Genomic DNA, 26,293 nt, shown 5'->3' with positions numbered 1-26,293 from the left:
GCGGCAAAAGGGAGGGTGCGATGCTGAAGGTCTACGGCCTGAAAGTTTCCTATTTCACAGGCAAGCTCGAGGCGTATCTCCGATACAAGGAGATCCCCTACGAATTCTGCCCGATGACCGCGCGGCAGTTCATGCGGGACATTCCGGCGAAGACCGGCGCCATGCAGATGCCGGCGGCCGAACTGCCGGATGGCCGCTGGATGACCGATACCAGTCCGATGATCGACTGGTTCGAGACGCAGTATCCCGATCCGCCCATCCTGCCGGAAGATCCGGGGCAGGCCTTCGTCTGCCGCCTGATAGAAGACTATGCCGACGAATGGCTCTGGCGCCCGGCCATGCACTACAGGTGGAGCTATCCGCTGAGTTCGAAACTGCTGGCGCGCCAGATATCGGATGTCATGGGCGCTGAGATCAAAGCGCCCGGCTGGCTCAAGCGGCGCCGCACGGAACAGCGTCAGAAGCATAATTTCGTGGATCGCGACGGCGTCACGCCCGCGACCCGCGCGCATGTCGAAAGCAGCTATCTGCGGCTTCTCCAGATCCTCGAAACCGTTTTCGCCAGCCGGCCCTTCCTGTTTGGCGACCGGCCGACGCTGGCCGACATCGGCCTGATGGGGCCGCTCCTCCGTCATTTCTCGATGGATCCGGCGCCCGGCGTGATCATGCGCGAAACCGCACCGGGGGTCATGGAATGGGTCTACCGGATGTGGAATGCCCGCGCCTCCCGCATGAGCGGTGGCCTCGTGTCCGGAATTCCGGACGATTTGCGCCCACTGCTTCGTGAGATCGGCGAGGCCCATCTCGAAGCCCTCAACGCCAATGCCGCCGCCTGGCAGACGGGGCAGACCCGCCACGATGCACGCATTCAGGACACGGACTATCATGACATTCAGACGTCGCAATACCGTGTCTGGTGCCTGGAAGTCCTGCAGGCTCGCCATGCGGCGCTTGACGACCTGACCCGTGCGTCGTTGAGGCCACTGCTCGAGGCAGAAAACGTCCTCGAGCCGCTGCTGCGTCTCAGCGGTGTGGAGAGCGGATACGCCGCCGGCAAGGAGGCGCCCTTCGGCCGCTCTTTGCCCGTCTTCGAGGACATACGGAGCTGAAGGCACCCGGCGCGCAATGTCGCGGCGGGATCGGGCTTTCAAGCCCGGCCGCGACGTGAAATGATGCGGCATCGCAATACTGGCGGCGCCGCTCATGTCTCTCCGATGTCTCCCCTTGTGCCTGAGGCGGCTCGCGGCCGGCCTCGTCCTGCTGGCAGCGGCCTGCGCGCACCAGCCGGCGGGCGTTTCCGTCGCCACGCTGAACGACTGCGACGCCTCCGGGGCGACCGCTCTGCCGCCGGAAAGCGTGTCCCTCGCCGTGGCGTGTCCCGTCGCTCCTGGCGCTGAGACCGGTGCGGCCGCCATGCGGGCCGCCCTCAGCCATGTGGCCGCGCACGGGCTTGACCCGGCCCCCTATGAGGCGCTGGCCGATGCCGGGGGCGTTCGCGACGCCTGGCTGCTGGCCGCGACGCATTTGCGTCATGGCGTGCTCGATCCCGACACGCTTGCGCCGCGCACTGCGCCGGACCTGACACTCGCCCCGCTGCTGACCGGCATCGCGCTCACCGGCGATACGGACGCGTTCACCGCCGCCCTCGACCGCGCCGCGCCGACGCGCAGCGAGTATGCGGCGCTCCGGGCGGAACTGTCCCGCCAGCGGGCCCTCTCGACCCTGCTGCCATCGCCGGAAGACCGGGCCGCCGCAGAAACCCGCATCGCCACGTTGCGCATCAATCTGGAGCGCCTGCGCTGGCTGCCGTCGGATTATGGCGAGCGGTATGTGCTGGCCAATATTCCGGCCTTTGAAGTGTCCGCCGTCTCTGCCGACGGCGCGGTGGAGCGTCACTCCGCCATCTTCGGAAAGCTGTCGACCCAGACGCCGGAATTCTCTGACCAGATCGAATATGTCATCTTTAATCCGTGGTGGGAGGTTCCGCCCAGTATCGCCCGGCGGGACAAGCTGCCCCAGTTCCGTGCGAGCCCCGGCGATGTGACGCGTCTCGGCTATCGGGTCTACGATCATGACGGCAACGCCATCGATCCCTCGACCATCGACTGGGCCACCGTTCCGGCCTCGCCCTTTCCCTACCAGATCCGGCAGGCGCCCGGCGCCGCCAATGCGCTGGGGCAGGTCAAGATCATGTTTCCGAACCCGGACAATGTGTATCTCCACGACACGCCGGAAAAGGCTCTGTTCGACAAGGAGGTGCGCGCCTTTTCCTCCGGCTGTATCCGCGTGAAGGATCCGCTGGGCCTTGCCGAATGGGTGCTGAACGACATGCCGGACTGGGACCGCACCGCCATCGACGCCGCCGTCGCCACGGGCAAGGAAACCCGCGTCGATCTCGACACGACCATCCCGGTCCACGTCGTCTACCTCACCGCCTCGCCGGGCGCTGATGGCGAAATCGTCTATTCCGCCGATGTCTATGAGCGCGATGCGGCTGTGCTGGACGCGTTGAATGCGGCGGCCATCGCGCCGCCATCAGGCACGTAAGTCCGCGGCCAACGTGTCCGGTTCTTCATTTGGTTGTGCCGCGGGCATCTGTTAGGGCTGGCCGCCCGCGCAATAACGAATGCCCTTCCATGACTGACCGACACCTAACCGACGCCGAAATCCTCAGCAAGGTTCCAGCGGCGACGGCCGGGTTCTGGATCGTCAAGATCCTCGCCACCACGCTCGGCGAAGTCGGCGGCAATCTTGTCAGCATGAACATGGGCCTCGGCTATCTCACCGCGACGCTGATCCTTGCCAGCCTGTTCGTGGCGCTCGCCGCGATCCAGATCTTCGCCCGCCGCTTCCATGCCAGCCTCTACTGGCTCACCATTGTCGCCTCGACCACGGCGGGCACGACACTGGCGGACTATTCGACCCGGTCGATCGGCCTCGGCTATACAGGCGGCTCGATCCTGCTGCTGTCGCTGGTGATCGCCTCGCTGGTTGTCTGGCGCATTGCGCTGGGTCGGGTCTCTGCTGACCAGATCGCCGACCGGCGCACCGAACTCTTCTACTGGATCACCATCACCTTCTCGCAGACGCTGGGCACGGCGCTCGGCGACTGGTTCGCGGATACGGCGGGCCTTGGCTACTGGGGCTCGGCCATGGTGATCAGCGCGATGCTGCTGGTCGTGCTCGGCCTGCAGATGAAGCGGATGGTCAATGGGGTCTGGCTGTTCTGGGCAGCGTTCGTACTGACCCGCCCGCTGGGCGCCGTGCTCGGCAACTTCCTGGACAAGCCCGACCATGGCGGCCTCGCGCTCGACCGGCCCCTGATCGTGGGCACGCTGAGCGTGCTGATGGTCCTTGCCCTGATCGTCAATCCTCATCGCGCCGGGCACCACAGGTCAGACGCGTCAGCCTGACCTAAGCCATCCCCGGCCGCCACGCGTCCCTGATGTGACGCGGCACCTGCCACGGCGCCACCGCCACGATGTCATAGCGCCAGCCGAGATCGGCGAGGTCCGGGTGGCGGGCCATCCAGAATTCCGAGGCGCGGTCGATGCGTTGCCAGTTTCGCTGCGTCACCGAGTCCGCAGCGAGGTCCAGCGACGCGCGGTGCTTCACCTCCACGAAGGCGACGACGCCGCCGCGCCGGGCGATCAGGTCCACTTCGCCCAGCGGCGTCTTCACGCGCCGCTCCAGGATGCGATAGCCCTTCAGTTGCAGGAACAGGGCGGCGGCCCGTTCGCCTTTGCGCCCGCGTTTTTCCGCGGCCTGTCTCTTGCCCTCAGCCATCGGCCTTCAGTTGCAGTGCGCGCTGGTAGACGTCCCGCTTCGGCAGGCCCAACGCTTCGGCCACGGCATTCGCCGCTGCCTTGGTCGGCTGCCCGGCGAGGGCATCGCGCAGGGCCGCGTCCAGCTGTTCCGGTGTCACTTCCGTCTCGCCCGGCGGGCCGACCAGCACGACGATCTCACCCCTCGGTCCGCCCTCGCGGTCATAATGCGCGGCAAGGTCCGCCAGCGTGCCCCGTCGCGTCTCCTCGAACAGCTTGGTCAGCTCGCGCGCCACGGCCGCATCCCGCGCGCCGCCCAGCACGGCGGCAAGATCCGCCAGCGCTTCGGCCAGCCGCGGCCCGCTCTCATAGAAGATCAGCGTCGCCGGCACGCCCTTCAGCGCCTCCACGGCACCACGCCGCGCGCCCGATTTCGGCGGCAGGAAGCCCGCAAACAGGAACCGGTCGCTCGGCAAGCCGCTCGCCACCAGCCCCGCCAGCATGGCCGAGGCCCCCGGCACAGGGAACACGCGATGGCCTGCCTCCAGCGCTTCATGCGCCAGTTTCCAGCCAGGATCGGACACCAGCGGCGTGCCCGCATCGGAGATGAGCGCAATCCGCGCCCCCTCCGCCAGCTTCCGCATCAGCTCCGGCCTTCGTTCGGCCCCATTGTGGTCATGGTAGGGGCTGAGGCGCACCTTAAGGCCGTAAGCAGACATCAGCTTGCCCGCCACGCGCGTGTCCTCGGCCAGAACCTCGTCGGCCGCGGACAGTACGTCCAGCGCGCGCAGGGTGATGTCCCTGAGGTTGCCGATCGGCGTGGAGACGACATACAGGCCCGGAGACAGTGCCTGCGGCGGTTGCCCGCCGGGGCGGGCCCCCGTAGAGTCGCCCCAGCCGGGAATCGCCTCAGCGTCAGATGGATCAGGAGATGACATTGCTGCAACCATTGCTCAGGACGATCAAAGCGCCAAGCCTCCTTCTGGCATCGTTTCTGTTCGCCACGGCCTGTGCCACCGCGCCCGCCCGTCCGCCAGTCCAGATCGGCACCGGCAGCCCGCGGGTCGAGCCCGTTCCGGGCGGCCAGGCCGGCACCGGCGACGATGTGGACATCGGCATGGCCGATATCGGCGAGCCTGAGCAGAACGACCACACCGTCCGCGGCGATGGCGGCCTGACGCCTGCCTTCATGGCCGGCCGCGACATCAAGCGCGCCGCCGTGCTGCTGCCATTCTCTCACCCGAATGCCCAGGTGCGTGCCGAAGCCGAGAGCATGCTGGCCGGCATCGAGCTGGCCCTCTTCGAATATGCCGGCGACGATTTCATGATCATCCCGATGGACACGGCCGGCAAGCAGTCGGTCGCCGAGGCCCGTCTCGACGAGGCCATCAAGGACAAGGCGGACGTGGTTCTGGGCCCGCTGTTCGGCGCGAACGTCAAAGCCATCCGCGAGCGTGCACTGGACAAGAAAGTGCCCGTCATCGCCTTCTCGAACGACCGCAGCGCAGCGGGCGGCGGGGCCTATCTCGCCTCCATCTCGCCGGAAGAAGAGATGAGCCGCATTGTGCAATATGCCGCCTCCAAGGGCGTGCGCAGCTTTGTCTTCCTCGGGCCGGACACAGCCTATGGCCGCGAGATCGAAACGGCCCTGCGCTCTGAATCCTTCCGTAATGGCGGCGTGGTGCTGACTTCGGCTTTCTATGGCGAGGAGAGCAATGCCACGGCCGAGGCGCGCTCGGTCTCCGGCGTGCTGAAATCCGAAATCGCCCGCAACAGCCGCCAGAAGATCGGTGTCATCATTCCGGAGCGCGGCGTGAAGCTGCTCTCGGTCGCGCCGCTGCTGCCCTATAACGGGGTGGACCTCAACAAGGTCATGCTGATCGGCACAAGCCTCTGGGACGATTCCGCCATCTGGCGCGAACCGGCCCTCGAAGGCGCCGTCTATGCCCGCACCGATCCGGACAACCTCACTGACTTCACTGACACCTACCGCAGGATCTATGGCAAGGCCCCGACGGACCTGGCCGCCCAGGCCTATGATGCCGCCGCGCTCACCGTGCGCCTCGCCTCGGAAAACAACCTGAAATACAACGGCGTCACCGATCCGGACGGCTTCTTCGGCGTCAACGGCCTGTTCCGCTTCCGCCTCGACGGCACCACCGAACGTGGCCTCGCGGTCATGCAGATCCTGCCCACAGGTGCAGTGGTTATTGAACATGGCATCAGCCAGTTCCCCTCCGGGCCGAGCTGATTTTAGGGAAATTCGGGGTATGACGGGCTGCATCCCTCCCTTGCGCTGCCGTAAGGTCCGCACCACATGACGCCCCAGACCGGGGACTCAGAGTGACGGCGAGCATCAGATGAGCAAGCGCGACTATTATGAGGTGCTGGGCGTTCCGCGCGACGCGGACGAGAAGGCGTTGAAATCCGCCTACCGTAAACTGGCCATGAAGTACCATCCGGACCAGAATCCGGGAAACAAGGAAGCTGAAGACAGCTTCAAGGAAGTCGGCGAGGCCTATGCCGTGCTGTCGGATGCCGACAAGCGCGCGGCCTATGACCGTTTCGGCCACCGGGCCTTTGAAAGCGGCATGGGTGGCGGGGGCGGCGGCAACCCGTTCGGTGCCGGCAATCCCGAAGACATTTTCCAGGACCTGTTCAGCCAGGTGTTCGGTGCTGGCGGCTTTGGCGGGGGCGGACGCCGCCGCGGCGGCCCCCAGCGCGGGGCGGACCTGCGCTACGATCTCGAAATCACGCTTGCCGAGGCCTTCTCCGGCAAGGACGAAACCATCCACGTGCCTCAGGCCGTGCCGTGCAAGACCTGCGACGGGTCCGGCGCTGCGCCCGGCACCGAGCCTGAGACCTGCGACACCTGCGCCGGCCAGGGCCGCGTGCGCTCGCAGCAGGGCTTCTTCACCATGGAACGCACCTGTCCGCATTGCGGCGGCAAGGGCAAGCGCATCAAGAAGCCGTGCAAGGATTGCGGCGGGGCCGGCCAGGTCCGCGAGGAACGCAAGCTGCAGGTGAAGATCCCGGCAGGCGTCGAAAGCGGCATGCGCATCCGCCTTGCCGGTGAGGGCGAAGCCGGAACCGCCGGCGGCGGCAAGGGCGACCTCTACATCTTCGTCGATGTCGTCGAGCACGACATCTTCGAGCGCGACGGGCCGAACCTCTACTGCCGCGCACCGGTGCCGATGACCACGGCGGCGCTCGGCGGCGAAATCGAAATCCCGACCATCGATGGCGGCCGCGCCCGCGTCGTCGTGCCGGAAGGCGCCCAGACCGGCCGCAAGCTGCGCCTGCGCGGCAAGGGCATGCCGTCAGTCCGCCAGTCCGGCCAGACCGGAGACCTCTATGTCGAGATGTTCGTCGAAACGCCGCAGAACCTGACGGCCCGCCAGAAGGAAATCCTGCGCGAATTCTGCGATTGTTCCCATGCGGACTGCCACCCCGAAAGCGAAGGCTTCCTCGGCCGCATCAAGCGCTTCTGGAACGGCGACCACGACGACAAGCACCCGAACTAGGCACAGATCGCCACGCGACCATTTGGCGTCTGTCTCCTGCGGCCGGAGCGCTGAAAACTCCGGCATGAGGGGGAGGGGCCCGTCCATGCCAGAGCTTCTGTTCGTAAAATCCTTCCATCTTGCCGGTTTTCTCGGCTGTCTGCTGGCGAGCCTCAGCAAGAACCTCCTGCTGCGCCGCCCGGTGATCGAAGGCGCCGCGCTGTCGCGCCTTGTCATGCTGGACAGGGTCTCGGGCCTTTCCTCCGTGATTATTCTCGCCACCGGCATCTGGATGGCCGGCTGGATCGCAAAACCGACGGACTATTACCTTGCGAGTCCGTTGTTCTGGGGCAAGGTGATCCTGTTCACGCTGGCCTCTGCCGCCGTGCTCACCACCAAGCCGCTCCTGAAACGCGCCCGCGCCGACGGCCGCCTCCTGACCGCGCCCCGCACGCGCCTGCTGCTGGCCTTCGACTTCAGCTCCATCCTTGTCATCGCCACGCTCGGCATCTGGCTCGCCCGCTCATTCAGTCAGTAGGGGGAAGGACGCACCCCTTATCCCCCTCTCGCGTCATGCCCGACGGCTGGAAGCCGTCCGGGCACCCATCTCTGGAAGACCCCCCACGCACGTCATCCTCCGCTGAAGACACAGCAGATGACGTGAACTGTTGAAGCGTTCAGGGATGGCCCCCCTGACCGCTGCGCGGCCGGGCGTGACGACCACTTTATCCGGCCAGCGGGATCACACGCCTATCTTCAACTCATCCAACGCACAGGGGCCGGGCCGGTACCGTTCGGTTTGTGCGGGGGAGGAATGGAGAGATGGGCGCGGGCTCCGGGGTAACGGCCGGGGACCGCGTCTAGGAAAGCTGGTCCGGCGGAGGAAGTGGAAACACGACCGACAAAGACCGATGACCTCCCCGGCAGATCCGGTTTCGGCTGGGCTGTCCGACCTCGGCCCTGCAAGACGGCCGATGCGATGAGGCGCGCTGGCGGCGATCCGAAATCTCCATCTCCGGCGCGGCGGGCGGTAACGCTCCAATCCGTAGCCTATATTCTTACTCTGGCGGAGCGCAACGGCGCCCGCCGCGCCTCGGCCCTTTATCCCCGGATGGCTCCCAGCCAGTCCGGCTTCAAGTGCAGGCTGTCTCTTATCCTCCCCCGTGCAACGGGGGAGGTGGCGCCGAAGGCGTCGGAGGGGGCCCTTGCCGCGAGTCCGAATTCCCCCCTCCGTCCACTCCGTGGACACCCCCCCGCTCGCGGGGGAGGATAAGGGCGAGGTGAGGGGCTGCGGCATGGGCGCGCGATGACGCGGGGGGACGCTTTGCCTTGCTCCCCGCACGGGCCTAAAGTCTGTGCGGAGAAGCGGAGGCACAGAAATGCAGTTCGACTACAGCCCGAAGACGAAAGACTATATCGCCCGCGTCACGGCCTTCATGGAGGCGCATGTCTATCCTGCCGTGCCGGCCTATGAAGCGGCGCACGAAAAGGACCGCTGGGGCATCAACCCGGTGCTGGAAGACCTCAAGAAGAAGGCAAAGGCCGACGGACTCTGGAACCTGTTTCTGCCGCCGAACCCGGACCATGACACCGACGACTATCGCGGCGCCGGCCTCCTCAATTCCGAATACGCGCCCTTGTCGGAAATCATGGGCCGCGTCGGTTTCGGCTCCGAAGTCTTCAACTGTTCCGCGCCCGACACCGGCAATATGGAAGTGCTGCATCGCTATGGCAGCGACCTGCAGAAGGAAAAATGGCTCCGTCCCCTGATGAATGGCGAGATCCGCTCCGCCTTCCTGATGACCGAGCCGCTGGTGGCGTCTTCCGATGCCACGAACATCGAGACCTCCATCACCCGCGACGGCGACGACTATGTCATCAATGGCCGCAAGTGGTGGTCGTCCGGCGTTGGTGATCCGCGCTGCAAGGTCGCCATCGTGATGGGCAAGACGGACCCTTCCGCCGAGCGTCACCGCCAGCAGAGCCAGATCCTCGTGCCGCTTGATGCGCCGGGCGTAAAAATCCTCCGTATGCTGCCTGTGTTCGGATACGATGACAGCCCGCATGGCCATGCCGAAGTGCTGCTGGAAAATGTGCGCGTGCCGAAGGAAAACCTGATCCTCGGCGAGGGTCGCGGCTTCGAGATCGCGCAGGGCCGCCTTGGCCCCGGCCGCATCCATCACTGCATGCGCACCATCGGCGCCGCGGAAGTCGCGCTGGAAAAAATGACCCGGCGCCTCCTGACCCGTCAGGCCTTCGGCAAGCCGGTCTACCAGCACACGATCTGGGAACAGCGCATCGGCGAGGCCCGGCTCGAAATCGAGATGTGCCGGCTGCTCACACTGAAGGCCGCCTACATGATGGACACGGTCGGCAACAAGGCGGCCGCCAACGAGATCGCCATGATCAAGGTGGCCGCGCCCCGCATGGCGCTCAAGATTATCGACGATGCCATCCAGGCCCATGGCGGCGGCGGCGTGACGGCGGATTTCGGCCTTGCAGAACGCTATGCCGGCATCCGCACCCTGCGCCTCGCCGACGGCCCGGACGAGGTGCACCTGCGCGCCATCGCCCGCAATGAAGTGAAGAAGTATCGGGACAATCCCGATTACCCGACCCACGATTCCAGTGCGGGCATCCAGTGGGACGAAGGCTGATCGTCAGAACGGAACGTTCGGGTCGTCCTCGCCGACGCCGCCGGGGGCGAGGCTGAGAAAATCGAACACGGCCGGGTCATGCAGATGGCTCGGCCGCACCGTCGCCAGCGCATGCGCCATCACCTGCCGCACGCCGGGCTTTTTCCGCTCCCAGTCGGTCAGCAACTGCTTCATCGCCACCCGCTGCAGCCCGTCCTGGCTGCCGCACAGATTGCACGGGATGATGGGGAAGTTCATCGCCGCGGCAAACTTCTCAAGATCGTCCTCGGCAGCGGTAATCAGCGGGCGGAGCACCATGACATCGCCCTCATCGTTCAGAAGCTTCGGCGGCATCGCTGCGATCCGCCCGCCATGGATGAGGTTCATCATGAACGTCTCCAGCGCATCGTCGCGGTGATGGCCCAGCACGATGGCCTCGCAGCCTTCCTCCCGCGCCACGCGGTAAAGGATGCCCCGGCGCAGGCGCGAGCACATGGAGCAATAAGTCCGCCCCTCCGGCACCTTGTCGGTCACGATGGAATAGGTGTCTTCGGTGATGATCCTGTAATCGACGCCCACCTTGTCCAGCCATTCCGGCAGGATGTGTTTCGGAAAGCCCGGCTGCCCCTGGTCGAGGTTGCAGGCGATGAGGTCTACCGGCAGCGCGCCCTGGTATTGCAGGTCCATCAGTACGGCGAGGAGGCCGTAGCTGTCCTTGCCGCCCGAAAGGCAGACCAGCCATTTCGGCCGGGGCTTCGCGCCGCTCTCCACGGCCCGCCGGTGGACCATGCCATAGGTGTCGATCGCCTGCAGCGCCCCGCGCACGAGGCGCTTGCGCAGTTTCTTGAAGGTCACGGATTGCGGCGCATCCGCAAACAGGGACAGGGCAAGGGGCGGGGACGTATCGGCCATGGAACGGCGTATAATCCGCCCGCGCCCCGTTTGTCTTCCCCTTCGAGCGGCTGAAATCAGCTGAGGAACGGGATCCGGAACATCCGCTTGAAGTTCCACCACCTGCGCAGGCGCTTGTTGTTGGGCGCATCATTGCCGTCACGGGGAATGAGGATGTCGTTCATCTTCGGCTGGTAGCGCCGGATCAGGTCTTCCTCGACCCGGGCGCGGTCGGCCGGCTTCTTGATGACGAGGACGTGCCGTTCCGTCGCCCCGCGTTTCCACCAGGCCTCCCACCATCGTTCATGGCCGATCAGGCGCGAGCGGAAATTCGCTGCCTTGCCGATGTAGAGCGGGAACAGGAAGAAGGCGAAGCGGCGCTGCACGAAGATGTAGATCCCGCCTTCATCCGGCAGGGCCTTGCGCGTCAGGGTAATCTTGAACCGGTACGGCCGTCCGGATTCGCCCCACCAGGTGTGCCAGCCAAACAGGAAGATCATGCGTTGCTCCGTCTTTGACGGAAAGCTGGGCCGAGACGGTTAATGGCCGGTTAACCAATTGTGGCGGCCCTGACCGGGGCGAAGCTCCTGCGGTGGCAAGGCGCCGGGCCAAGGCGGGCCAGCGCCTCGGCATGCGCCGCTGTGCCATAGCCCTTGTGCTGGCCGAGGCCATAGCCCGGATGGGCCGCATCCAGCTCCAGCATCAGCGCGTCGCGTACCGTCTTGGCGAGGATCGAGGCGGCAGAAATCGCCGGTTCCGTCAGGTCGCCCTTGACGATTGCGCGGGCCTCGCAGGCGAGCCGGCCGGGCAGGGCATTGCCGTCGATCAGCGCCAGAGACGGCGCGTGCTGAAGGCCCTCCACCGCCCGGCGCATGGCGAGGAAGGTCGCCTCTCGGATGTTCAGCCGGTCGATTTCCTCGACGCTTGCATGCGCCACACACCAGGCCAGCGCCCGCTCGCGGATGAGGGGCGCCAGCGCCTCGCGCTTCGCCTCGCTCAGCCTCTTGGAATCGGTCAGGCCGTTGATGGGCCGCGCCGGATCGAGGATCACGGCCGCCGCCGTCACGGGTCCGGCCCATGGTCCGCGCCCGGCTTCATCGACGCCGCAGACAAGCTGGTGAGTTCGAGACATGACGCCACCGAACCGCGAGTCGGGCTTGCGCTCCACCGCCGGGCGCGGTTCAGTTGGGGGAATCGGCAGCTGCGCTGGGGACATCCATGACCGAACTCCTGTCTTCGCCCGCCTTCTGGGGCAGCCTTGCGACCCTCACCTTCCTCGAAATCGTGCTGGGCATCGACAACCTCCTCTTCGTCTCCATCGCGACGGGAAAGCTGGAAGGCCGCCAGAAGGTGACAGCCACGCGCGTCGGCGTGTGGGGCGCGATGGTGCTGCGCATCGGCATGCTCGGCCTGATCTTCTGGATCCTCCAGCTCGACAAGAGCGCGCTGTTCCACCTGCCGCATGTCCTGGCCGTCGCCTTCTCGGGCGGCAGCGAGGAGGCGATGCACCATATCGAGGAAGTGACGCTGAAAGACCTGATCCTGTTCGCCGGGGGCCTGTTCCTCCTGTGGAAAGGCACGCAGGAAATCCACTCTGCCGTTGAAGGCACCCATCATGAAGAGACGGTCGCCGCCGGCAGCTTCACCAGCGTCATCATCCAGCTCTTTGTCATCAACATCGTCTTCTCGCTCGACAGCGTGATCACCGCCGTCGGCATGACCGACGACATTGTCGTCATGATCACCGCCGTGATCCTGTCCACCTTCGTGATGGCCGTCGCCGCGGACCCGCTGGCGAAGTTCATCGCAGACCATCCGACCACAAAGATGCTGGCGCTCGCCTTCATCCTGCTGGTCGGCGTCGCCCTTGTCGCGGACGGGCTCGGCTTCCATATCCCGCGGGGCTATCTCTACTTCGCCATCGCCTTCTCGCTGGGCGTTGAACTGCTCAACATACGGGCCCGGAATTCGGCGCCCAAAGGACACTGACCATGAGCGACGCCTACCGCATCATCATGCACGAAACCGGCGGCACCGACGTGCTGACGGTGGAAGACTTCAACCCCCGCGGTCCCGGCCCCGGCGAGGCGCTGGTGAAACAGGCGGCCTCCGGTCTCAATTTCATCGACACCTATTTCCGCACCGGCCTTTATCCCGTGAAGCTGCCTTTCGTGCAGGGCTCCGAAGGCGCCGGCACGGTGGAAGCCGTCGGCGAGGGCGTCACCCATGTTCAGCCCGGCGACCGCGTCGCCTATCTCGGCAGCGGCACCTACGCCACGCACTTCACCGGGCCGGCCGCCAGCATGGTGAAACTGCCGGACGGCATCTCCGAGGAAGAAGGCGCCGCCGTGCTGCTGAAAGGCCTCACCGCCTGGATGCTGCTGTTCGAGATCCGCCCCATCACAGATCGCGACACCGTCCTCATCTGGGCGCCCGTCGGCGGCGTCGGCAGCGTGCTTACGCCCTGGGCCGCGAGCCTTGGCGCCCGCGTCATTGCCGTGACGTCCACCGAGGAGAAGGCCGAAAAGGCGAAAGCCCTGGGCGCCTCCGATGTCGTGGTCGGCTATGACGACGTTGCCAAAAAGGTGCGCGCGCTGACCGGCGGCACAGGTGTCGATGTCGCGCTCGACAGCGTGGGCAAGCGCAGCTTCGAGGCGTCGCTTTCGAGCCTCAGGAAGCGCGGCTGGATGATCTCCTACGGCAATGCGTCCGGCGCGCCGGACCCGATGCCGCCGGGACGTCTCGCGGCCGGCGGCTCGCTCATCCTCACCCGCGCGACGCTCTTCAACTATATCGACACGCCGGAAGACCTTGCCCGCGGCGCCCGTCACCTCTTCGCCGCCATGGACCGGGGCACTTTCGGCGCCGACATCGGCCAGCGCTTCTCAATCAAGGACGCCGCCAAGGCCCACGCCGCCCTCGAAAGCGGCACCACCAGCGGCGCCACCATCCTGGTGCCCTGATCCCTCAGCAGCCGGACGTCCTGATCACGCGCCGCTCTGCATCAATGTGAATCTCCGCGCCGGGGCGGCGCCTGCCTGCGATCATGCGACGGGTGAGGCGTTCATAATGCTGGATGAACTCATCCACCCAGCCGCGCCGCGCCTCCGGCATCGCTTCGCCGCGCGCCTCCCACAGGGCTTGTTCCTGCTGCAGGCGCCAGCCGCGCACGCAGTCGAAGCCTGGCGCCACGATATGCAGGAACCCGTCCGCCATGCTCCACAGCGCCGCATAGTCCGTACCCAGAGCCTCTTCCTGCGCCCGCCGCCAGTCTCCGCCAAGGTCTGACGCTTCCACAGCGTTCAGGGGCGCGGAGGCCGCTGCATCCGGATCGGCCTCGACGCCCATCAGCCAACCCTCGATCACGATGGCGGCCGGCTTGCCATGAAAGCTGCGCCAGGCCGGTTCCGGCCGCCGGTCGTCGGCCAGCTTGTCGAACACCGGCAACAGCGTGCTGGCGCCTGCGTCCGCCATCCGCAGTGTTTCGACCGTGTCGTGCAGGAGCGCCAGATCATGCGTCCCCGGCGGGCCGCGCGTCAGGAACAGCGGGCTGACCTTGCGGGCCAGCATGTCCCGCTCAAGATGCGTCAGGTAGAAATCGTCGATGCTCGCGCCCGCGACCGGCAGGGCCAGCGCGGCGATCGCCTCCGCCACCGCTGTCGACTTGCCCGCCCCCTGCGGCCCGGACAGGAACAGCAGCGGCACATGCCCCTCGGGTGCAGCGTCAATCGCCCCTTCGATCCAGCGGAGAACATGGCGGGCGATCTCGTTCATCGCCGCGCGGCCTAGTCAGTGACCGGCAGGTCCAGCAGCAGGGCCGGGTCGATATAGAAATCGCCGCCGCGGTCGTCGGCCTGCGGATTGCGCCACTTCACCGCCCAGTGCAGGTGCGGCCCGGTCGTGCGGCCCGTATTGCCGGACTTCGCCAGCACGTCGCCGCGCGCGACCGTATCGCCGACGCTTACATCCACTTCCGAGAGGTGCATGAACACGGAGGTCACGCCGTGCCCATGGTCGAGGAACACCGCGCCGCCTTCATAATAAAGGTCCGGATCGGCGAGGATCACCGTTCCGGCGGCCGGCGCAACGACCGGCGTGCCCACGGGCGCCGCCATGTCATAGCCCTGATGCACCGAGACCGACTCGCATGGCTCGCCCGTCACCTTGCTGACGCCGATATATTTCCGTGTCGGGCCGAAGGGCGAGGAGGCGGGCACATCCGCCGGCTTGATGAAGCCGGTGAGCGCGCCGGGGCCGTCATTGAACTTTGCAAAGGCGTCCTGCTTCTGCACCCAGGAACGCGCGGCATGGGCCTTCTGTTCCTCCGTGCGCGCGTCGACCTTGTCGCAATCGAAGCCCTCGATGACGCGGTAATCATCCTTGCGTGCCGCGATCGTGAGGTCGCCATAGGCGCCGCTGTCCGACGACCAGCCGATCACCGCGGGCGTGTCCGTGCGCAGGCCGAACTGGGCGGTGCCGGAGGCGTCAGTGGTCAGCGCGCGTCCGGCGACCGTGAACACCGTGCCTGGTGCGCCGCGGCAGATGAGGAATCCGCCCTGCATCAGCGCGCCGTCACAGCTTTCCTCGATGACGGGTGCCGGGATGAGTTCCGTCTCAGCGCCGGCCGGGCCCGCAGCGCAGGCGCCGGTGCAGAACACCACCATCAGGACGAGATCGCGCATCATCCCTTCGCGGGAATCATGCGCGAGGAGGCCGCCTCGGCGTCCCAATAGGCTTCCTGCCGGTCCACGCTCCAGTAGCGCAGCGCCTGGATCGGGATTTTCCGCCCGGTGACCGCGCAGGTGACGTAATCACCCGGAACGACGACTTCGATGTCGGCATCGTGATAGCGAAGGCGGGCTTCGCCGGCGGGGCGGCTGGATCGTGTAAGCATGGAGAAAACCATGCCTGAAACGGGCGGCGAAGAAAAGAGCAGGGTGCAGAAAGTTTCCGCTTTGTTCCGCAGAACAAATGTGGTACATGATGCTCAGAAATGGCAATCGGGGGCCTTGCCAAAAACACCCCCATAGTGGACCTAAGGAGACGACTCATGGCCAAACCCGCGTTGCAACTCGTGGACAAGGAATCCGGCGTGGACAAGCAGAAGGCTCTCGAAACGGCGCTCAGCAATATTGAACGGTCCTTTGGCAAGGGTTCGGTCATGCGCCTTGGCGACAAGAGGGCCATGGACATCGAAGCCGTTTCCACGGGCTCGCTCGGGCTGGACATTGCGCTCGGCATCGGCGGCCTGCCCAAGGGCCGCATCATCGAGATTTACGGCCCGGAAAGCTCGGGCAAGACGACCCTGTCGCTGCATTCCGTGGCCGAGGCGCAGAAGAATGGCGGCGTGTGCGCCTTTATCGACGCCGAGCATGCGCTGGACCCGGTCTACGCCGCCAAGCTGGGCGTAGACCTCGACGACCTCCTGATTTCCCAGCCGGACACCGGCGAACAGGCGCTTGAGATCGCCGATACGCTGGTGCGCTCCGGCGCGGTCGACCTGCTCGTCATCGACTCGGTGGCGGCCCTCACGCCGCGCGCTGAACTCGAAGGCGAGATGGGCGATTCGCTGCCCGGCCTGCAGGCTCGCCTGATGAGCCAGGCACTGCGCAAGCTGACGGGCTCGATTTCCAAGTCGAAGTGCATGGTCATCTTCATCAACCAGATCCGCATGAAGATCGGTGTGATGTTCGGCAACCCGGAAACCACGACCGGCGGCAATGCGCTGAAATTCTATGCGTCCGTCCGTCTCGACATCCGCCGTATCGGCGCGATCAAGGAGCGGGACGAGGTGATCGGCAACCAGACCCGCGTCAAAGTGGTGAAGAACAAGGTTGCTCCGCCGTTCCGGCAGGTCGAATTCGACATCCTTTACGGCGAAGGCATCTCCAAAACCGGCGAGCTGATCGATCTTGGCGTCAAGGCCAATATCGTCGAGAAGTCCGGCTCCTGGTATTCCTACAATGGTGAGCGCATCGGCCAGGGCCGGGAAAAGGCGCGCCAGTTCCTGAAGGAAAACCCGGCCGTCGCGGACGAGATCGAGGATGCGGTCCGCCGCAATGCCGGTCTCCTGGCCGAGGAATTGCTGTCGGCCGGCATGGAGTCCGAAGGTTCCGACGAAGAGGACACCCCCGACGCCGCTGAGGGCTGATCGGGTCTGACCGGCCTTTCCTGTCCGCCATCCCATCGGGACGGCGTTTCCTCCGGGCCGGTTCCCTCACTCTCATCCGGCAAACTGACCCCTTTGTGGTGCGCCATCTTGGCGTGCCGCAAAGGGGCCTTTATATCGCGCGTGTGGGCCCGGCGCCGGATTCGGCGGTCCGGGACAGACTTTTTATGGCAAGGACCCTGCCCATGACCGGCGTGAACCAGATCCGCGAAGCTTTCCTGTCCTATTTCGAAAAGCAGGGGCATGTGCGCCGGGCGTCCGCGCCGCTCGTGCCGCAGAACGATCCGACCCTTCTCTTCGTCAATGCCGGCATGGTGCCGTTCAAGAACATCTTTACCGGCAGCGAGACCGCTTTCGCCCCGCGCGCGGCTTCCTCGCAGAAATGCGTGCGTGCCGGCGGCAAGCACAACGACCTCGACAATGTCGGCTACACGGCCCGCCACCACACCTTCTTCGAGATGCTGGGGAACTTCTCCTTCGGCGACTATTTCAAGGACGACGCCATTGCCTTCGCCTGGGAGATGGTGACCAGGGAATTCGCCCTCGACCCGAAGCGTCTCCTGGTCACGGTGTACGCCGAGGATGACGAGGCCGCCGCCATCTGGAAAAAGGTCGCCGGTTTCGACGATTCCAAAATCATCCGCATCGCCACCTCGGACAATTTCTGGTCCATGGGCGACACCGGCCCCTGCGGCCCGTGTTCTGAAATCTTTTTCGACCATGGCGACAGGATCCCCGGCGGCCCCCCCGGCAGCCCGGACGAGGACGGCGACCGGTTCATCGAGATCTGGAACCTCGTCTTCATGCAGTTCGACCAGCAGCAGGACGGCTCCCGCAAGAACCTGCCCAAGCCGTCCATCGACACCGGCATGGGGCTGGAGCGGATCGCGGCCGTGCTTCAGCATGTCCACAACAATTACGAGATTGACCTCTTCAAGGGCCTGATCGAAGCCGAAGAGTCCGTGTACGGCGCAAAGGCTGCCGGCGACAAACTTGCTTCGTTCCGCGTCATCGCCGACCATCTGCGCACGTCTGCCTTCCTTATCGCCGATGGCGTGCTGCCGTCGAACGAAGGGCGCGGCTACGTCCTGCGCCGTATCATGCGCCGCGCCATGCGCCATGGCCACCTGCTCGGCGCGCGCGAGCCCTTGATGCACAAGCTGACGCCGGCCCTGATCGCCGAGATGGGCAAGGCCTATCCGGAGCTTGGCCGCGCCAAGGCCGCCATCGAGGCGGCCCTCGAACAGGAGGAGGCCCGCTTCCAGCGCACGCTCGGCAACGGCCTCACCCTCCTCGAAAAGGAAACCGAAGGCCTGAAGACCGGCGACGCGCTGCCCGGCGCCACGGCCTTCAAGCTCTACGACACCTATGGCTTCCCGCTGGACCTGACGCAGGACATCCTGCGCGCCCGCGGCATGACGGTCGATACGGCCGGCTTCGATGCCGCCATGGACGTGCAGCGCGAAGGCAGCCGCGCCGCCGGCTTCGCCTCGGGTGATCAGGCCCCGGAGGAAATCTGGTTCCGCGTGCGCGACAAGTCCGGCGCGACGAAATTCACCGGCTATGCCGGCACCGAAGGTGAGGGAAAGCTGGTCGCCATCGCCGCGGGCGGCGCCATGACCGACACGCTGCAGCCGGGCCCCGCCGAAATCGTGCTCGACACGACGCCATTCTATGCCGAATCCGGCGGCCAGGCCGGCGACCATGGCGAGATCGTGTTCGAGGGCGGCGCCCGCTTCATCGTGCGCGACGTGCAGAAGCGCGCCGGCGACGTCCACGTCCATATCGGCGAGCTGGTGTCCGGCGCGGCAAAGATCGGCGCGAAGGGCGAGGCGCATGTCGACGCCGTCCGCCGCAAGCAGATCATGGCCAACCATTCCGCCACCCACCTGATGCACGCCGCGCTCCGCAAGGTGCTCGGCGAGCATGTCACGCAGAAGGGCTCTCTCGTCGAGGCCGCCCGTCTGCGTTTCGACTTCTCGCATGGCGGCCCGCTCACGCCGGCGGAAATCGAGGCCATCGAGGACGAGGTCAACGCCCAGATCCGTGCCAACCTGCCGACCGGCGTCCAGGTCACCTCGCCCGACAAGGCGATCGAGGCCGGCGCGCTCGCTCTCTTCGGCGAGAAATATGGCGATGAAGTCCGTGTGCTGTCGATGGGCACGGGCGATGCCCGGCGTTATTCGGTCGAGCTTTGCGGCGGCATCCATGTCGAGCGTGCGGGCGACATCGCGGTTTTCGTGATTACGTCCGAGGGCGGCGTATCGGCCGGCGTGCGCCGGATCGAGGCGGCCACGGGCGCCGAGGCGCTCGCCTATCTCAAGGGCCGTGCCCAGATCGCCGCCGACATTGCCGACAGCCTGAAAGTGCCGCTGAAAGATCTGCCCAAGCGCGTCGCGACGCTGGGTGAGGAAAAGCGCTCGCTGGAGCGTGACCTTGCCGACGCCAAGCGCAAGCTTGCCATGGGCGGCGGTGGCAGTGCCCCGGCCGGCCCGGAAGACATCAATGGCGTGAAGCTGCTCGCCCGTGTCGCCGAAGGCGTCGGCGGCAAGGATCTGCGCGCCCTCGTCGATGAGGCCAAGGCCCAGATCGGCTCAGGCATCGTAGCCTTTGTCGGCATTGCCGACGGCAAGGCGGGCGTCGCAGTCGGCGTGACCAAAGACCTGACGGGGAAATTCTCCGCCGTCGATCTCGTCAAGGCGGCGAGTGCCGCGCTCGGCGGCCAGGGCGGCGGCGGCCGGCCCGACATGGCCATGGCCGGCGGCCCGGATGCCGACAAGGCAGACGAGGCGCTGGACGCCGTGCGGGCGATCCTGAAGGGCTGATCGCTTTCCAATTGCAGGTGGGTTCCCCCCGCATCGCTGCGTGCTAGTCTCCCCCGGGACAAGGGAGGACGAAGCCGATGGAAAATCAGACAGCAGGCGATGCGCCGCCGGCCGTGCAGCTTTTCAGCGGCCAGCGGCAATACGAGGCGTTCGCGCGAATCCGGGAGTTCACGCCCGTCGCGCCGATGGCGCCGTCGTCGCATCCTTTCCAGTTCGGCGAGGGGCCCGCAATCGAGCTGCCGGAAACCTATATGCACGAGGGCGTGGCGAAGCCGCTTCGCGGCCTCATCGAAGACACCGACACGTCCGCTCTGCTCGTCCTGAAGGATGGCATTGTGCGGTATGAAGAATACCTGCTCACCGGCGGGCGGGGCGTGCAGTGGATTTCGATGTCCGTCGCCAAGAGCTTCATTTCGGCCCTCATTGGCATTGCCAGGGCGGAGGGAAAGCTCGGGAGCCTCGAAGATCCGATCAGCGACCATGTGCCCGCCCTGAAGGGCAGCGGGTATGACGGCGTGTCCATCCGTCATGTGCTGCAGATGTCGTCAGGCGTGCGCTGGCGGGAAGACTATGGCGACCCGAATTCGGAGATCAGCCGCATGAGCGCCGCGCTCGCGCCGGGCGGCTCGCTCGATGCCTTCATGACGACGATGGTGCGGGAGTTCGAGCCGGGCACGGTCTGCCAGTACAGCTCGGCCGACACGCAGGCGCTCGGCATGCTGATCCGGGCCGTGACGGGCACAAGCATTGCTGCCTACATGCAGGAAAAGCTGTGCGAACCGCTCGGCATGGAGGCGCCGTCCTTCTGGATCGTCGACGGCCAGGGCGCGGAAATGGCGTTTGCCGGCATTCTGATGACGGCCCGTGACTTCGCGAAGATCGGGGAGCTGTACCGGCATGGCGGGGCCTGGCAGGGCGCGCAGATCGTGCCGGCGGACTATGTTGCCGACTCGGTGAAGCTCGCCGCACCGCACCTTGCGCCCGGCCGGCCGCTGGTCGGCGGGTATCCGTTCGGGCTCGGCTATGGCTACCAGTGGTGGCTGCCGGATGGCGACCAGGGCGATTTCAGCGCCATCGGCGTCTACAACCAGTATGTCTATGTCGACCCGTCCCGGGGCGTGGTCATTGTGAAGCTGTCCGCAAATCCGGCCTATGGCACGTCGCACGACGACGCCGACAACAAGGATGTCGAGACGGTTTCCGCGCTGCGTGCCATCGCGCGCGTGTTCGATTGAGTCTTGCTGGTCGCTTGCTGGCGCGCAATCATTCATTGCCGAAAATCGATCGACCGGATCCGGCGAAGCCTTCGCTTGCGCTTCAGGCATTCTCAAATTGAAATCGATCCGCCGGATCGATTTCTGCCGCTGCGCGTCACCATTTGAGAATGGTCGGAGTGAGAGGATTCGAACCTCCGGCCCCTGCCTCCCGAAGACAGTGCTCTACCAGGCTGAGCTACACTCCGCGCCGAAGAAGGCGGTGTGTACTGGCCCCTGAGGAATTTGCAAGGGGGCAAAAGCGGGCTGCAGCCACACTTCGCACAGGCTCAGGCGCCGATGGGCAGTTCGGGCTCCGGTACGCCCGGTGCCCATGGGGCGTATTTTGCCATGATCGCACGGAATCGCGGGCTTTCGAGGTGGCCGCTCAGCCAGGCTTTCAGGGGGGCGGGTGCGGTCTCGTCCCAGAACCCGGCATCCGTCGCCGCAAATTGCCGCACGAAGGGAAAGATCGCCATGTCGGCCAGGCTCACCTGCGGCCCCATAAGCTGGCCGCCATTGCCGGCGATCCGGCCGGAGAGGTCGTCAAGGATCGCCATGCCCTCCGCCCGCCAGGTCTCCCGGTCGATGCCGTCGGCAGCGTAGCGATCCGGGTATTTGTAGCGGTCGAGTGCGCGCTTGAAGGGGCCGTCATTGCGCTGGATCAGCGCGTCCATCCCTGCGGCATCCGGCGCCAGCCAGCCTTCCGGATCGTTCTGCCCCAGCGCCCAGTGCATGATGTCGAGGCTTTCGTCGATCACCTCGCCGCCGTCCAGTACCAGAACGGGCACCGTGCCCTTGGGGCTCGCGGCCAGCATCTCGGCCGGCTTGTCGCGCAGCACCACTTCGCGGATCCGCACCGTCTGGCGGGCAGCGGACATGCCGAGCCGGGCGCGCATCGCATAGGGGCATCTGCGGAAGGAATAGAGGATCGGCGTTGCCGTCATGCCTCTTCGCGGCGGTGCGCGGCAGCCTCAGGGCCCATATGAGCCTCGCCGCGGGCCTTCGCCAGATTGATCTGCTTCTGGCGCTCGGCAAAGCGGCGCTTCTGCTCGGCCGTCATTTCATCGATACAATGCGGGCAGGAGACGCCGGGCACATAGGCATTGCCCAGCTTGTCTTCCTCGGTGATCGGCCGCTTGCAGGCATGGCACATGTCATAGGTGCCGGGCGACAGGTCGTGCTTCACGCTGACGCGCTCATCGAACACGAAACATTCGCCGTGCCACAGGCTCTGCTCCTGCGGGATCACTTCCAGGTATTTCAGGATGCCGCCCTTGAGGTGGAACACGTCGTCGATGCCTTCGGCCTTCACGAAGCTCGTCGCCTTTTCGCAGCGGATGCCGCCCGTGCAGAACATGGCGACCTTCGGCGTCCGGCCCTCGGCGTTCAGCTTCGCGCGGAAGTCGCGGAACCAGTCAGGAAACTCGCGGAAGCTCTTGGTTTCCGGGTCGATCGCGCCTTCGAACGTGCCGATGGCGAACTCATAATCATTGCGCGTATCGATCAGAACCGTGTCCGGATCGCTGATCAGCGCGTTCCAGTCCTCAGGCTCGATATAGGTGCCGACCAGCGCGTTCGGGTCCGTACCGGGCACACCCATCGTCACGATCTCGCGCTTCAGGCGAACCTTGAGGCGCAGGAACGGATTTTCCTCCGCTTCGGAGAATTTCGCTTCCAGCGTCTCTGCGCCCGGCAAGGCGCGCAGCGCGGCAAGGGCGGTTTCGATGCCTTCGGGGCTGGCCGCGATGGTGCCGTTGATGCCCTCGGCCGCCAGAAGCACGGTGCCGCGCACACCGGCGGCCTCCAGCGTCTCGGCGAGGCAGGGCCGGGCCGCTTCGAAGCCCGGAAAGTCGAAGAATTTGTAGAAGGCGGCAATGCGGATCGTCATGGCGCTGGCTTATGCCAGACGCGGCGGGCCGATGCCAGATATCAGGTGAGATGGCCCCGTCTCAGGGCTTCGCCGCGTCGAGGATGGCCGGCAACAGCACGCCCTTCTCGAAATCGTCCATTGGCGTCGCCAGCTGGCGCAGCATCATGCCGTTCAGCATGTAGATCATGCGCTCGGCCCTCAGGCGCGGATTGCTGAGGCCCCGCACGCGGTATTCGCCTTCAAACAGCTTGAAATATTCCTCCGCCCAGTTTTCGAGGGCCGGGCGCAGGGTTTCGTGCCGTGTCGCATGCAGGAACAGTTCATAGCGGGCGATTTCCCCCACCCGGCCATATTCCAGCCGATTGGCCAGGAACGCGGCCGCCAGGTGCCAGATCAGGTCGCCCTGTCCTGGCCCCACCTGGCAGTGCAGGGCGACGGTCGCTTCCACCTGCCGGTCCATGAAGCTTTTGAGTGCGGCGCTGATCATGTCCCCGGTGGACTCGAAATAGTACCGCACGGTACCGTGGCTCGCGCCGGCTTCCCTGGCGACGGCCCGGTGGGTCACGCCCTTGGCGCCTTCCCGGGCCAGCAGGCGCACCACCGCCTCGATCAGCGCCTTGCGCCGGTCTTCACTGCGGGCCTGGACAGGGGTGCGGAACTCTTTGGTCATCACAATGCCGTGAAGTCTATGCAGAATTTCGGAAAAACAAACTTCTCCGTTTGGAGAAATTTGTTAGAGTAGCGCTATCAGTCAGGCTGGGTGGCCGGTAGGCTGCCGTGGATAGCGCGGGACCGCAAGGCAGTTTGCCATGGCAGGGCGGACTGCGGGAATGCTGTGGCCCGCGCTGCCACGGGTTTCCAGAAGCCTTATATCGGAAATATTACGTATCGCCTCCATCGTCCGGGAGCCTTAAGCTCCGACGCAGGAGGGGCGCAATGGGTCAGGAAATCGGACACCAGAGCTTCAGCGCGCAGGAACGCGCCGCCTTCCGCGCGCGCCTCCGCGACGAGACCAATACGCTGAAGCACTGGTTCGACGAGCGCGCCTTCGATTTTGCCGAGGGCTTTACCGTCGGCCTGGAACTCGAAGCCTGGCTGATCGACCGGGACAATCTGCCCGCTCCGCGCAATGCCGAATTCCTCACGGCTGTCGCCGATCCGGACGTGGTGGAGGAGCTGTCCAAGTTCAATTTCGAGATCAACACGCCGCCGCGCGCGCTGGGTCCGGGCGCCTTCGCCGGAACAGAAGCCGACCTCACCGCGGTCTGGAACCGCTGCGCCGCCACCGGCTCGGACATGGGCCTCAGGCCGGTCGCAGTCGGCATCCTGCCGACCGTGCGGGACGAAATGCTCCAGCCCGACTGGATGAGCGACACCAACCGCTATCATGCGCTCAACACCGAACTGTTCGCCCGCCGCAAGGGTGAGCCGCTGCACATCTCCATCTCGGGACAGGACACGCTCGACTATCGCTGCGACCATGTCATGCTGGAGGCGGCCTGTACGTCGTTGCAGGCGCACCTCAAGATCAATCAGGAAGACGCGCCGCGTTTCTACAATGCCGGCATCCTCGCGGCCGGGCCGCTGGTGGCGGCGAGCGCCAATTCGCCGTTTCTCTATGGCCGCTCGCTCTGGCAGGAAACGCGCATTCCGGCCTTCGAACAGGCGACCGCCCTTGACGGCTTTCGCGATGTGGATGGCGGCAATGTCTTCCGGGTTACGCTCGGCACCGGCTATGTGCGCCACAGCTTCCTCGAACTCTTCCTCGAAAACCTCAGCTATGAAGACCTGCTGCCAGCCCTGTCGGACAACACCGCGCGCCTGCCGCACCTGCGGTTGCAGAACGGGACGATCTGGCGCTGGGTGCGCCCGATCCTCGGTTTTGACGGCGCCGGCACGCCGCACCTCCGCATAGAGCACCGCGTCATGCCGGCCGGGCCCAGCCTGCCTGACATGGTGGCCAATCTGGCGCTGTGCCAGGGCCTGATGCTGGCGCTCGGCAAGGCGGACATTCCGCCCGAAACGCTGACCCCCTTCGCGGATGCGCGGGCGAACCTCTACGCGTGCGCCGAACACGGCCTCAATGCCCGCGTGCGCTGGGAGGGCCGCGAGGTCGACGTGCAGGCGCTCCTGCTGGACGAGCTGCTGCCGCGCGCCCGTCAGGCGCTTGCGGAGGAAGGCGTCGATGCGGCCGAGCTTCAGGCCTGCTTCACCGAAACGCTTGTTCCGCGCCTGCGCACCGGGCGCACGGGTGCGGCGTGGCAGCACAGCTTCGTCGATTGCAACGGAATGAACCTTCAGGCACTGACAGAGCGTTATGTGGAGCTGCAGGCCTCCGGTGCGCCTGTCCACACCTGGACCGTCTGACCCGTATGAAACTTCCCCTCGACCGATACGACCGCTTGCCGGAGGCGCTGGCCGGCATATCCGCGCGCGAGATCCGCAGCGTGTTCCCCAATCCGTCGCTGGTTTTCATCGCGGGTGAAGATCCCCAGCCGCTGTTCATCTCCACCCTGCTGCACGGCAATGAGCTGACGAGTTTCAGCGTGCTGCAGCACCTTGAGCGGGCCTGCCGACAGAGCCCGCCGCCGCGCAGCCTCATCATCTTCGTCGGCAATGTCGGCGCGACCGAGGCGGGCGTGCGCCATCTCGACGATACGCCGGACTTCAACCGGATCTGGGCCAACGGCCATTCCCCCTGGCACGAACTGGCCGGCGACGTAATGGCCGAGGCGCGTGGCGCGGGCCTCTTCGCCAGCATCGACATCCACAACAACACCGGCGACAATCCGCTCTATGGCTGCGTCAACGCCCTGCGTCCGGCAGACCTGCAGCTGGCGGCCATGTTCGCACCGGTCGGCGTCTATTATCTCAACCCGCCGACGACGCAGTCGATCGCCTTTTCCCGCATCTGTCCGGCGATCACGGTCGAATGCGGAAAAACGGGGAATACGGACGGTATCGATGCGGCGATCCGGCTGGTGGAAGGCGCGATGCGCCTCAAGGCCTTCGATCCCGCGCCGCCGGGGCCGGATGCGCTGAAGGTCTATCATACGGTCGGCCGCGTCCTTATTCCGGAGAATGTCTCATTCGGCTTCGGCGAGGCGGGCGTGCAGCTCGTCCTGAGGGAAGACCTTGAGGCAAAGAATTTTCGGCCCATGCCGGCGGGCGCCGATTGGGCGGATACGGAGCTTTCGGGCATGCCGCTCAGCGTCGTCGACGAGCACGGCAACGATCTGACCGACGAATTCTTCTGCCGCGACGGCCGCGCGCTGAAGCTGGTGCAGGATGTCGTGCCATCGATGATCACACGCAACAAGGAAGTCATCCGCCAGGACTGCCTCGGCTACCTGATGCGGCCGATCTGAGCGACCGCCCG

At 65.7% G+C, this 26,293-nt stretch carries 25 protein-coding genes and 1 tRNA gene; 14 read left to right on the top strand and 12 right to left on the bottom strand.

Annotation, left to right across the window (positions count from 1 at the left end; translation table 11 throughout):
• Positions 1-20 precede the first annotated feature (20 nt).
• From R3C13_RS01005 to R3C13_RS00995, 3 genes are all read left to right on the top strand, one after another.
• Complete coding sequence (locus tag R3C13_RS01005) at positions 21-1,109, top strand: glutathione S-transferase family protein (RefSeq protein WP_371308925.1); 1,089 nt, start codon at positions 21-23, stop codon at positions 1,107-1,109.
• 94 nt (positions 1,110-1,203) lie between these two features.
• Complete coding sequence (locus R3C13_RS01000) at positions 1,204-2,547, top strand: murein L,D-transpeptidase (RefSeq protein ID WP_371308924.1); 1,344 nt, start codon at positions 1,204-1,206, stop codon at positions 2,545-2,547.
• A gap of 89 nt (positions 2,548-2,636) precedes the next feature.
• Positions 2,637-3,413, top strand: a complete 777-nt coding sequence (locus R3C13_RS00995; RefSeq protein WP_371308923.1) for a hypothetical protein — start codon at positions 2,637-2,639, stop codon at positions 3,411-3,413.
• A 1-nt stretch (position 3,414) separates the two neighbouring features.
• On the opposite strand, the gene R3C13_RS00990 is transcribed toward R3C13_RS00995, so the two are convergent.
• Both R3C13_RS00990 and rsmI read right to left on the bottom strand, forming a co-directional pair.
• The gene (locus tag R3C13_RS00990; RefSeq protein WP_371308922.1) at positions 3,415-3,786 is read right to left on the bottom strand and encodes a YraN family protein; all 372 of its coding nucleotides are present in this window, start codon (positions 3,784-3,786) and stop codon (positions 3,415-3,417) included.
• Positions 3,779-4,702 carry a 16S rRNA (cytidine(1402)-2'-O)-methyltransferase gene (gene rsmI, locus R3C13_RS00985; RefSeq protein ID WP_371308921.1) on the bottom strand — a complete coding sequence of 308 codons (924 nt, stop codon included), beginning with the start codon at positions 4,700-4,702 and terminating at the stop codon, positions 3,779-3,781. The genes R3C13_RS00990 and rsmI overlap by 8 nt, the downstream gene beginning before the upstream one ends.
• On the opposite strand from rsmI, the gene R3C13_RS00980 reads away from it, so the two are divergent.
• The 4 genes from R3C13_RS00980 (at position 4,696) to R3C13_RS00965 (ending at position 9,924) form a co-directional block, all read left to right on the top strand.
• Complete coding sequence (locus tag R3C13_RS00980) at positions 4,696-6,015, top strand: penicillin-binding protein activator (RefSeq protein WP_371308920.1); 1,320 nt, start codon at positions 4,696-4,698, stop codon at positions 6,013-6,015. The genes rsmI and R3C13_RS00980 overlap by 7 nt on opposite strands.
• 109 nt (positions 6,016-6,124) lie before the next feature.
• Positions 6,125-7,288, top strand: a complete 1,164-nt coding sequence (gene dnaJ, locus R3C13_RS00975; protein WP_371308919.1) for a molecular chaperone DnaJ — start codon at positions 6,125-6,127, stop codon at positions 7,286-7,288.
• Between the two features lie 85 nt (positions 7,289-7,373).
• Complete coding sequence (locus R3C13_RS00970) at positions 7,374-7,805, top strand: DUF2214 family protein (protein WP_371308918.1); 432 nt, start codon at positions 7,374-7,376, stop codon at positions 7,803-7,805.
• 841 nt (positions 7,806-8,646) lie between these two features.
• Positions 8,647-9,924: an acyl-CoA dehydrogenase family protein gene (locus tag R3C13_RS00965; RefSeq protein WP_371308917.1), complete on the top strand. Its 1,278-nt coding sequence runs from the start codon at positions 8,647-8,649 to the stop codon at positions 9,922-9,924.
• Positions 9,925-9,927: 3 nt separating this feature from the next.
• On the opposite strand, the gene ttcA is transcribed toward R3C13_RS00965, so the two are convergent.
• Genes ttcA through rnhB form a run of 3 tightly spaced genes read right to left on the bottom strand, consistent with a single transcriptional unit; the run spans position 9,928 to position 11,926 of the window.
• On the bottom strand, positions 9,928-10,815 hold the full coding sequence (gene ttcA / locus R3C13_RS00960; protein WP_371308916.1) for a tRNA 2-thiocytidine(32) synthetase TtcA: 888 nt from the start codon (positions 10,813-10,815) through the stop codon (positions 9,928-9,930).
• A 56-nt stretch (positions 10,816-10,871) separates the two neighbouring features.
• On the bottom strand, positions 10,872-11,294 hold the full coding sequence (locus tag R3C13_RS00955) for a GIY-YIG nuclease family protein (RefSeq protein WP_371308915.1): 423 nt from the start codon (positions 11,292-11,294) through the stop codon (positions 10,872-10,874).
• Positions 11,295-11,344: 50 nt separating this feature from the next.
• Complete coding sequence (gene rnhB, locus R3C13_RS00950) at positions 11,345-11,926, bottom strand: ribonuclease HII (RefSeq protein WP_371308914.1); 582 nt, start codon at positions 11,924-11,926, stop codon at positions 11,345-11,347.
• Between the two features lie 86 nt (positions 11,927-12,012).
• Between rnhB and R3C13_RS00945 the strand changes: the two genes are divergently transcribed.
• A complete protein-coding gene (locus R3C13_RS00945) occupies positions 12,013-12,783 on the top strand; it encodes a TerC family protein (RefSeq protein ID WP_371308913.1) in 771 nt (256 codons plus the stop codon).
• Positions 12,784-12,785: 2 nt separating this feature from the next.
• Positions 12,786-13,757, top strand: a complete 972-nt coding sequence (locus R3C13_RS00940) for a quinone oxidoreductase (protein ID WP_371308912.1) — start codon at positions 12,786-12,788, stop codon at positions 13,755-13,757.
• A 4-nt stretch (positions 13,758-13,761) separates the two neighbouring features.
• On the opposite strand, the gene R3C13_RS00935 is transcribed toward R3C13_RS00940, so the two are convergent.
• The 3 genes from R3C13_RS00935 to R3C13_RS00925 are packed head-to-tail and all read right to left on the bottom strand — an operon-like array spanning position 13,762 to position 15,688.
• Complete coding sequence (locus R3C13_RS00935) at positions 13,762-14,568, bottom strand: hypothetical protein (RefSeq protein WP_371308911.1); 807 nt, start codon at positions 14,566-14,568, stop codon at positions 13,762-13,764.
• Positions 14,569-14,579: 11 nt separating this feature from the next.
• A complete protein-coding gene (locus R3C13_RS00930) occupies positions 14,580-15,476 on the bottom strand; it encodes a M23 family metallopeptidase (RefSeq protein ID WP_371308910.1) in 897 nt (298 codons plus the stop codon).
• Positions 15,476-15,688, bottom strand: a complete 213-nt coding sequence (locus R3C13_RS00925; protein WP_371308909.1) for a DUF2093 domain-containing protein — start codon at positions 15,686-15,688, stop codon at positions 15,476-15,478. Before R3C13_RS00925 ends, R3C13_RS00930 begins: the two co-directional genes overlap by 1 nt.
• A 156-nt stretch (positions 15,689-15,844) precedes the next feature.
• On the opposite strand from R3C13_RS00925, the gene recA reads away from it, so the two are divergent.
• The 3 genes from recA (at position 15,845) to R3C13_RS00910 (ending at position 21,023) form a co-directional block, all read left to right on the top strand.
• Positions 15,845-16,945: a recombinase RecA gene (gene recA / locus R3C13_RS00920; RefSeq protein ID WP_371308908.1), complete on the top strand. Its 1,101-nt coding sequence runs from the start codon at positions 15,845-15,847 to the stop codon at positions 16,943-16,945.
• 203 nt (positions 16,946-17,148) lie between these two features.
• A complete protein-coding gene (alaS, locus tag R3C13_RS00915) occupies positions 17,149-19,788 on the top strand; it encodes an alanine--tRNA ligase (protein WP_371309630.1) in 2,640 nt (879 codons plus the stop codon).
• A 77-nt stretch (positions 19,789-19,865) separates the two neighbouring features.
• Positions 19,866-21,023 (top strand): serine hydrolase domain-containing protein, encoded by a 1,158-nt coding sequence (locus R3C13_RS00910; RefSeq protein WP_371308907.1) that lies wholly within the window; start codon positions 19,866-19,868, stop codon positions 21,021-21,023.
• Between the two features lie 150 nt (positions 21,024-21,173).
• On the opposite strand, the gene R3C13_RS00905 is transcribed toward R3C13_RS00910, so the two are convergent.
• The 4 genes from R3C13_RS00905 to R3C13_RS00890 all read right to left on the bottom strand — a co-directional run bounded on the left by R3C13_RS00905 (position 21,174) and on the right by R3C13_RS00890 (position 23,584).
• Positions 21,174-21,250, bottom strand: a tRNA-Pro gene (locus R3C13_RS00905).
• 81 nt (positions 21,251-21,331) lie between these two features.
• A complete protein-coding gene (locus tag R3C13_RS00900) occupies positions 21,332-21,988 on the bottom strand; it encodes a glutathione S-transferase (RefSeq protein WP_371308906.1) in 657 nt (218 codons plus the stop codon).
• Positions 21,985-22,932 carry a rhodanese-related sulfurtransferase gene (locus tag R3C13_RS00895; protein ID WP_371308905.1) on the bottom strand — a complete coding sequence of 316 codons (948 nt, stop codon included), beginning with the start codon at positions 22,930-22,932 and terminating at the stop codon, positions 21,985-21,987. Before R3C13_RS00895 ends, R3C13_RS00900 begins: the two co-directional genes overlap by 4 nt.
• Before the next feature lie 61 nt (positions 22,933-22,993).
• On the bottom strand, positions 22,994-23,584 hold the full coding sequence (locus tag R3C13_RS00890; protein ID WP_371308904.1) for a TetR/AcrR family transcriptional regulator: 591 nt from the start codon (positions 23,582-23,584) through the stop codon (positions 22,994-22,996).
• Positions 23,585-23,850: 266 nt separating this feature from the next.
• On the opposite strand from R3C13_RS00890, the gene R3C13_RS00885 reads away from it, so the two are divergent.
• Positions 23,851-25,281 carry a glutamate--cysteine ligase gene (locus R3C13_RS00885; protein WP_371308903.1) on the top strand — a complete coding sequence of 477 codons (1,431 nt, stop codon included), beginning with the start codon at positions 23,851-23,853 and terminating at the stop codon, positions 25,279-25,281.
• Between the two features lie 5 nt (positions 25,282-25,286).
• Positions 25,287-26,282 carry a succinylglutamate desuccinylase/aspartoacylase family protein gene (locus R3C13_RS00880; protein WP_371308902.1) on the top strand — a complete coding sequence of 332 codons (996 nt, stop codon included), beginning with the start codon at positions 25,287-25,289 and terminating at the stop codon, positions 26,280-26,282.
• The last annotated feature ends 11 nt before the right edge of the window (positions 26,283-26,293 follow it).

The organism is Hyphomonas sp. (assembly GCF_041398385.1).
Lineage (GTDB): Bacteria > Pseudomonadota > Alphaproteobacteria > Caulobacterales > Hyphomonadaceae > Hyphomonas.
This window is presented reverse-complemented; position numbering and strand designations above follow the sequence as displayed.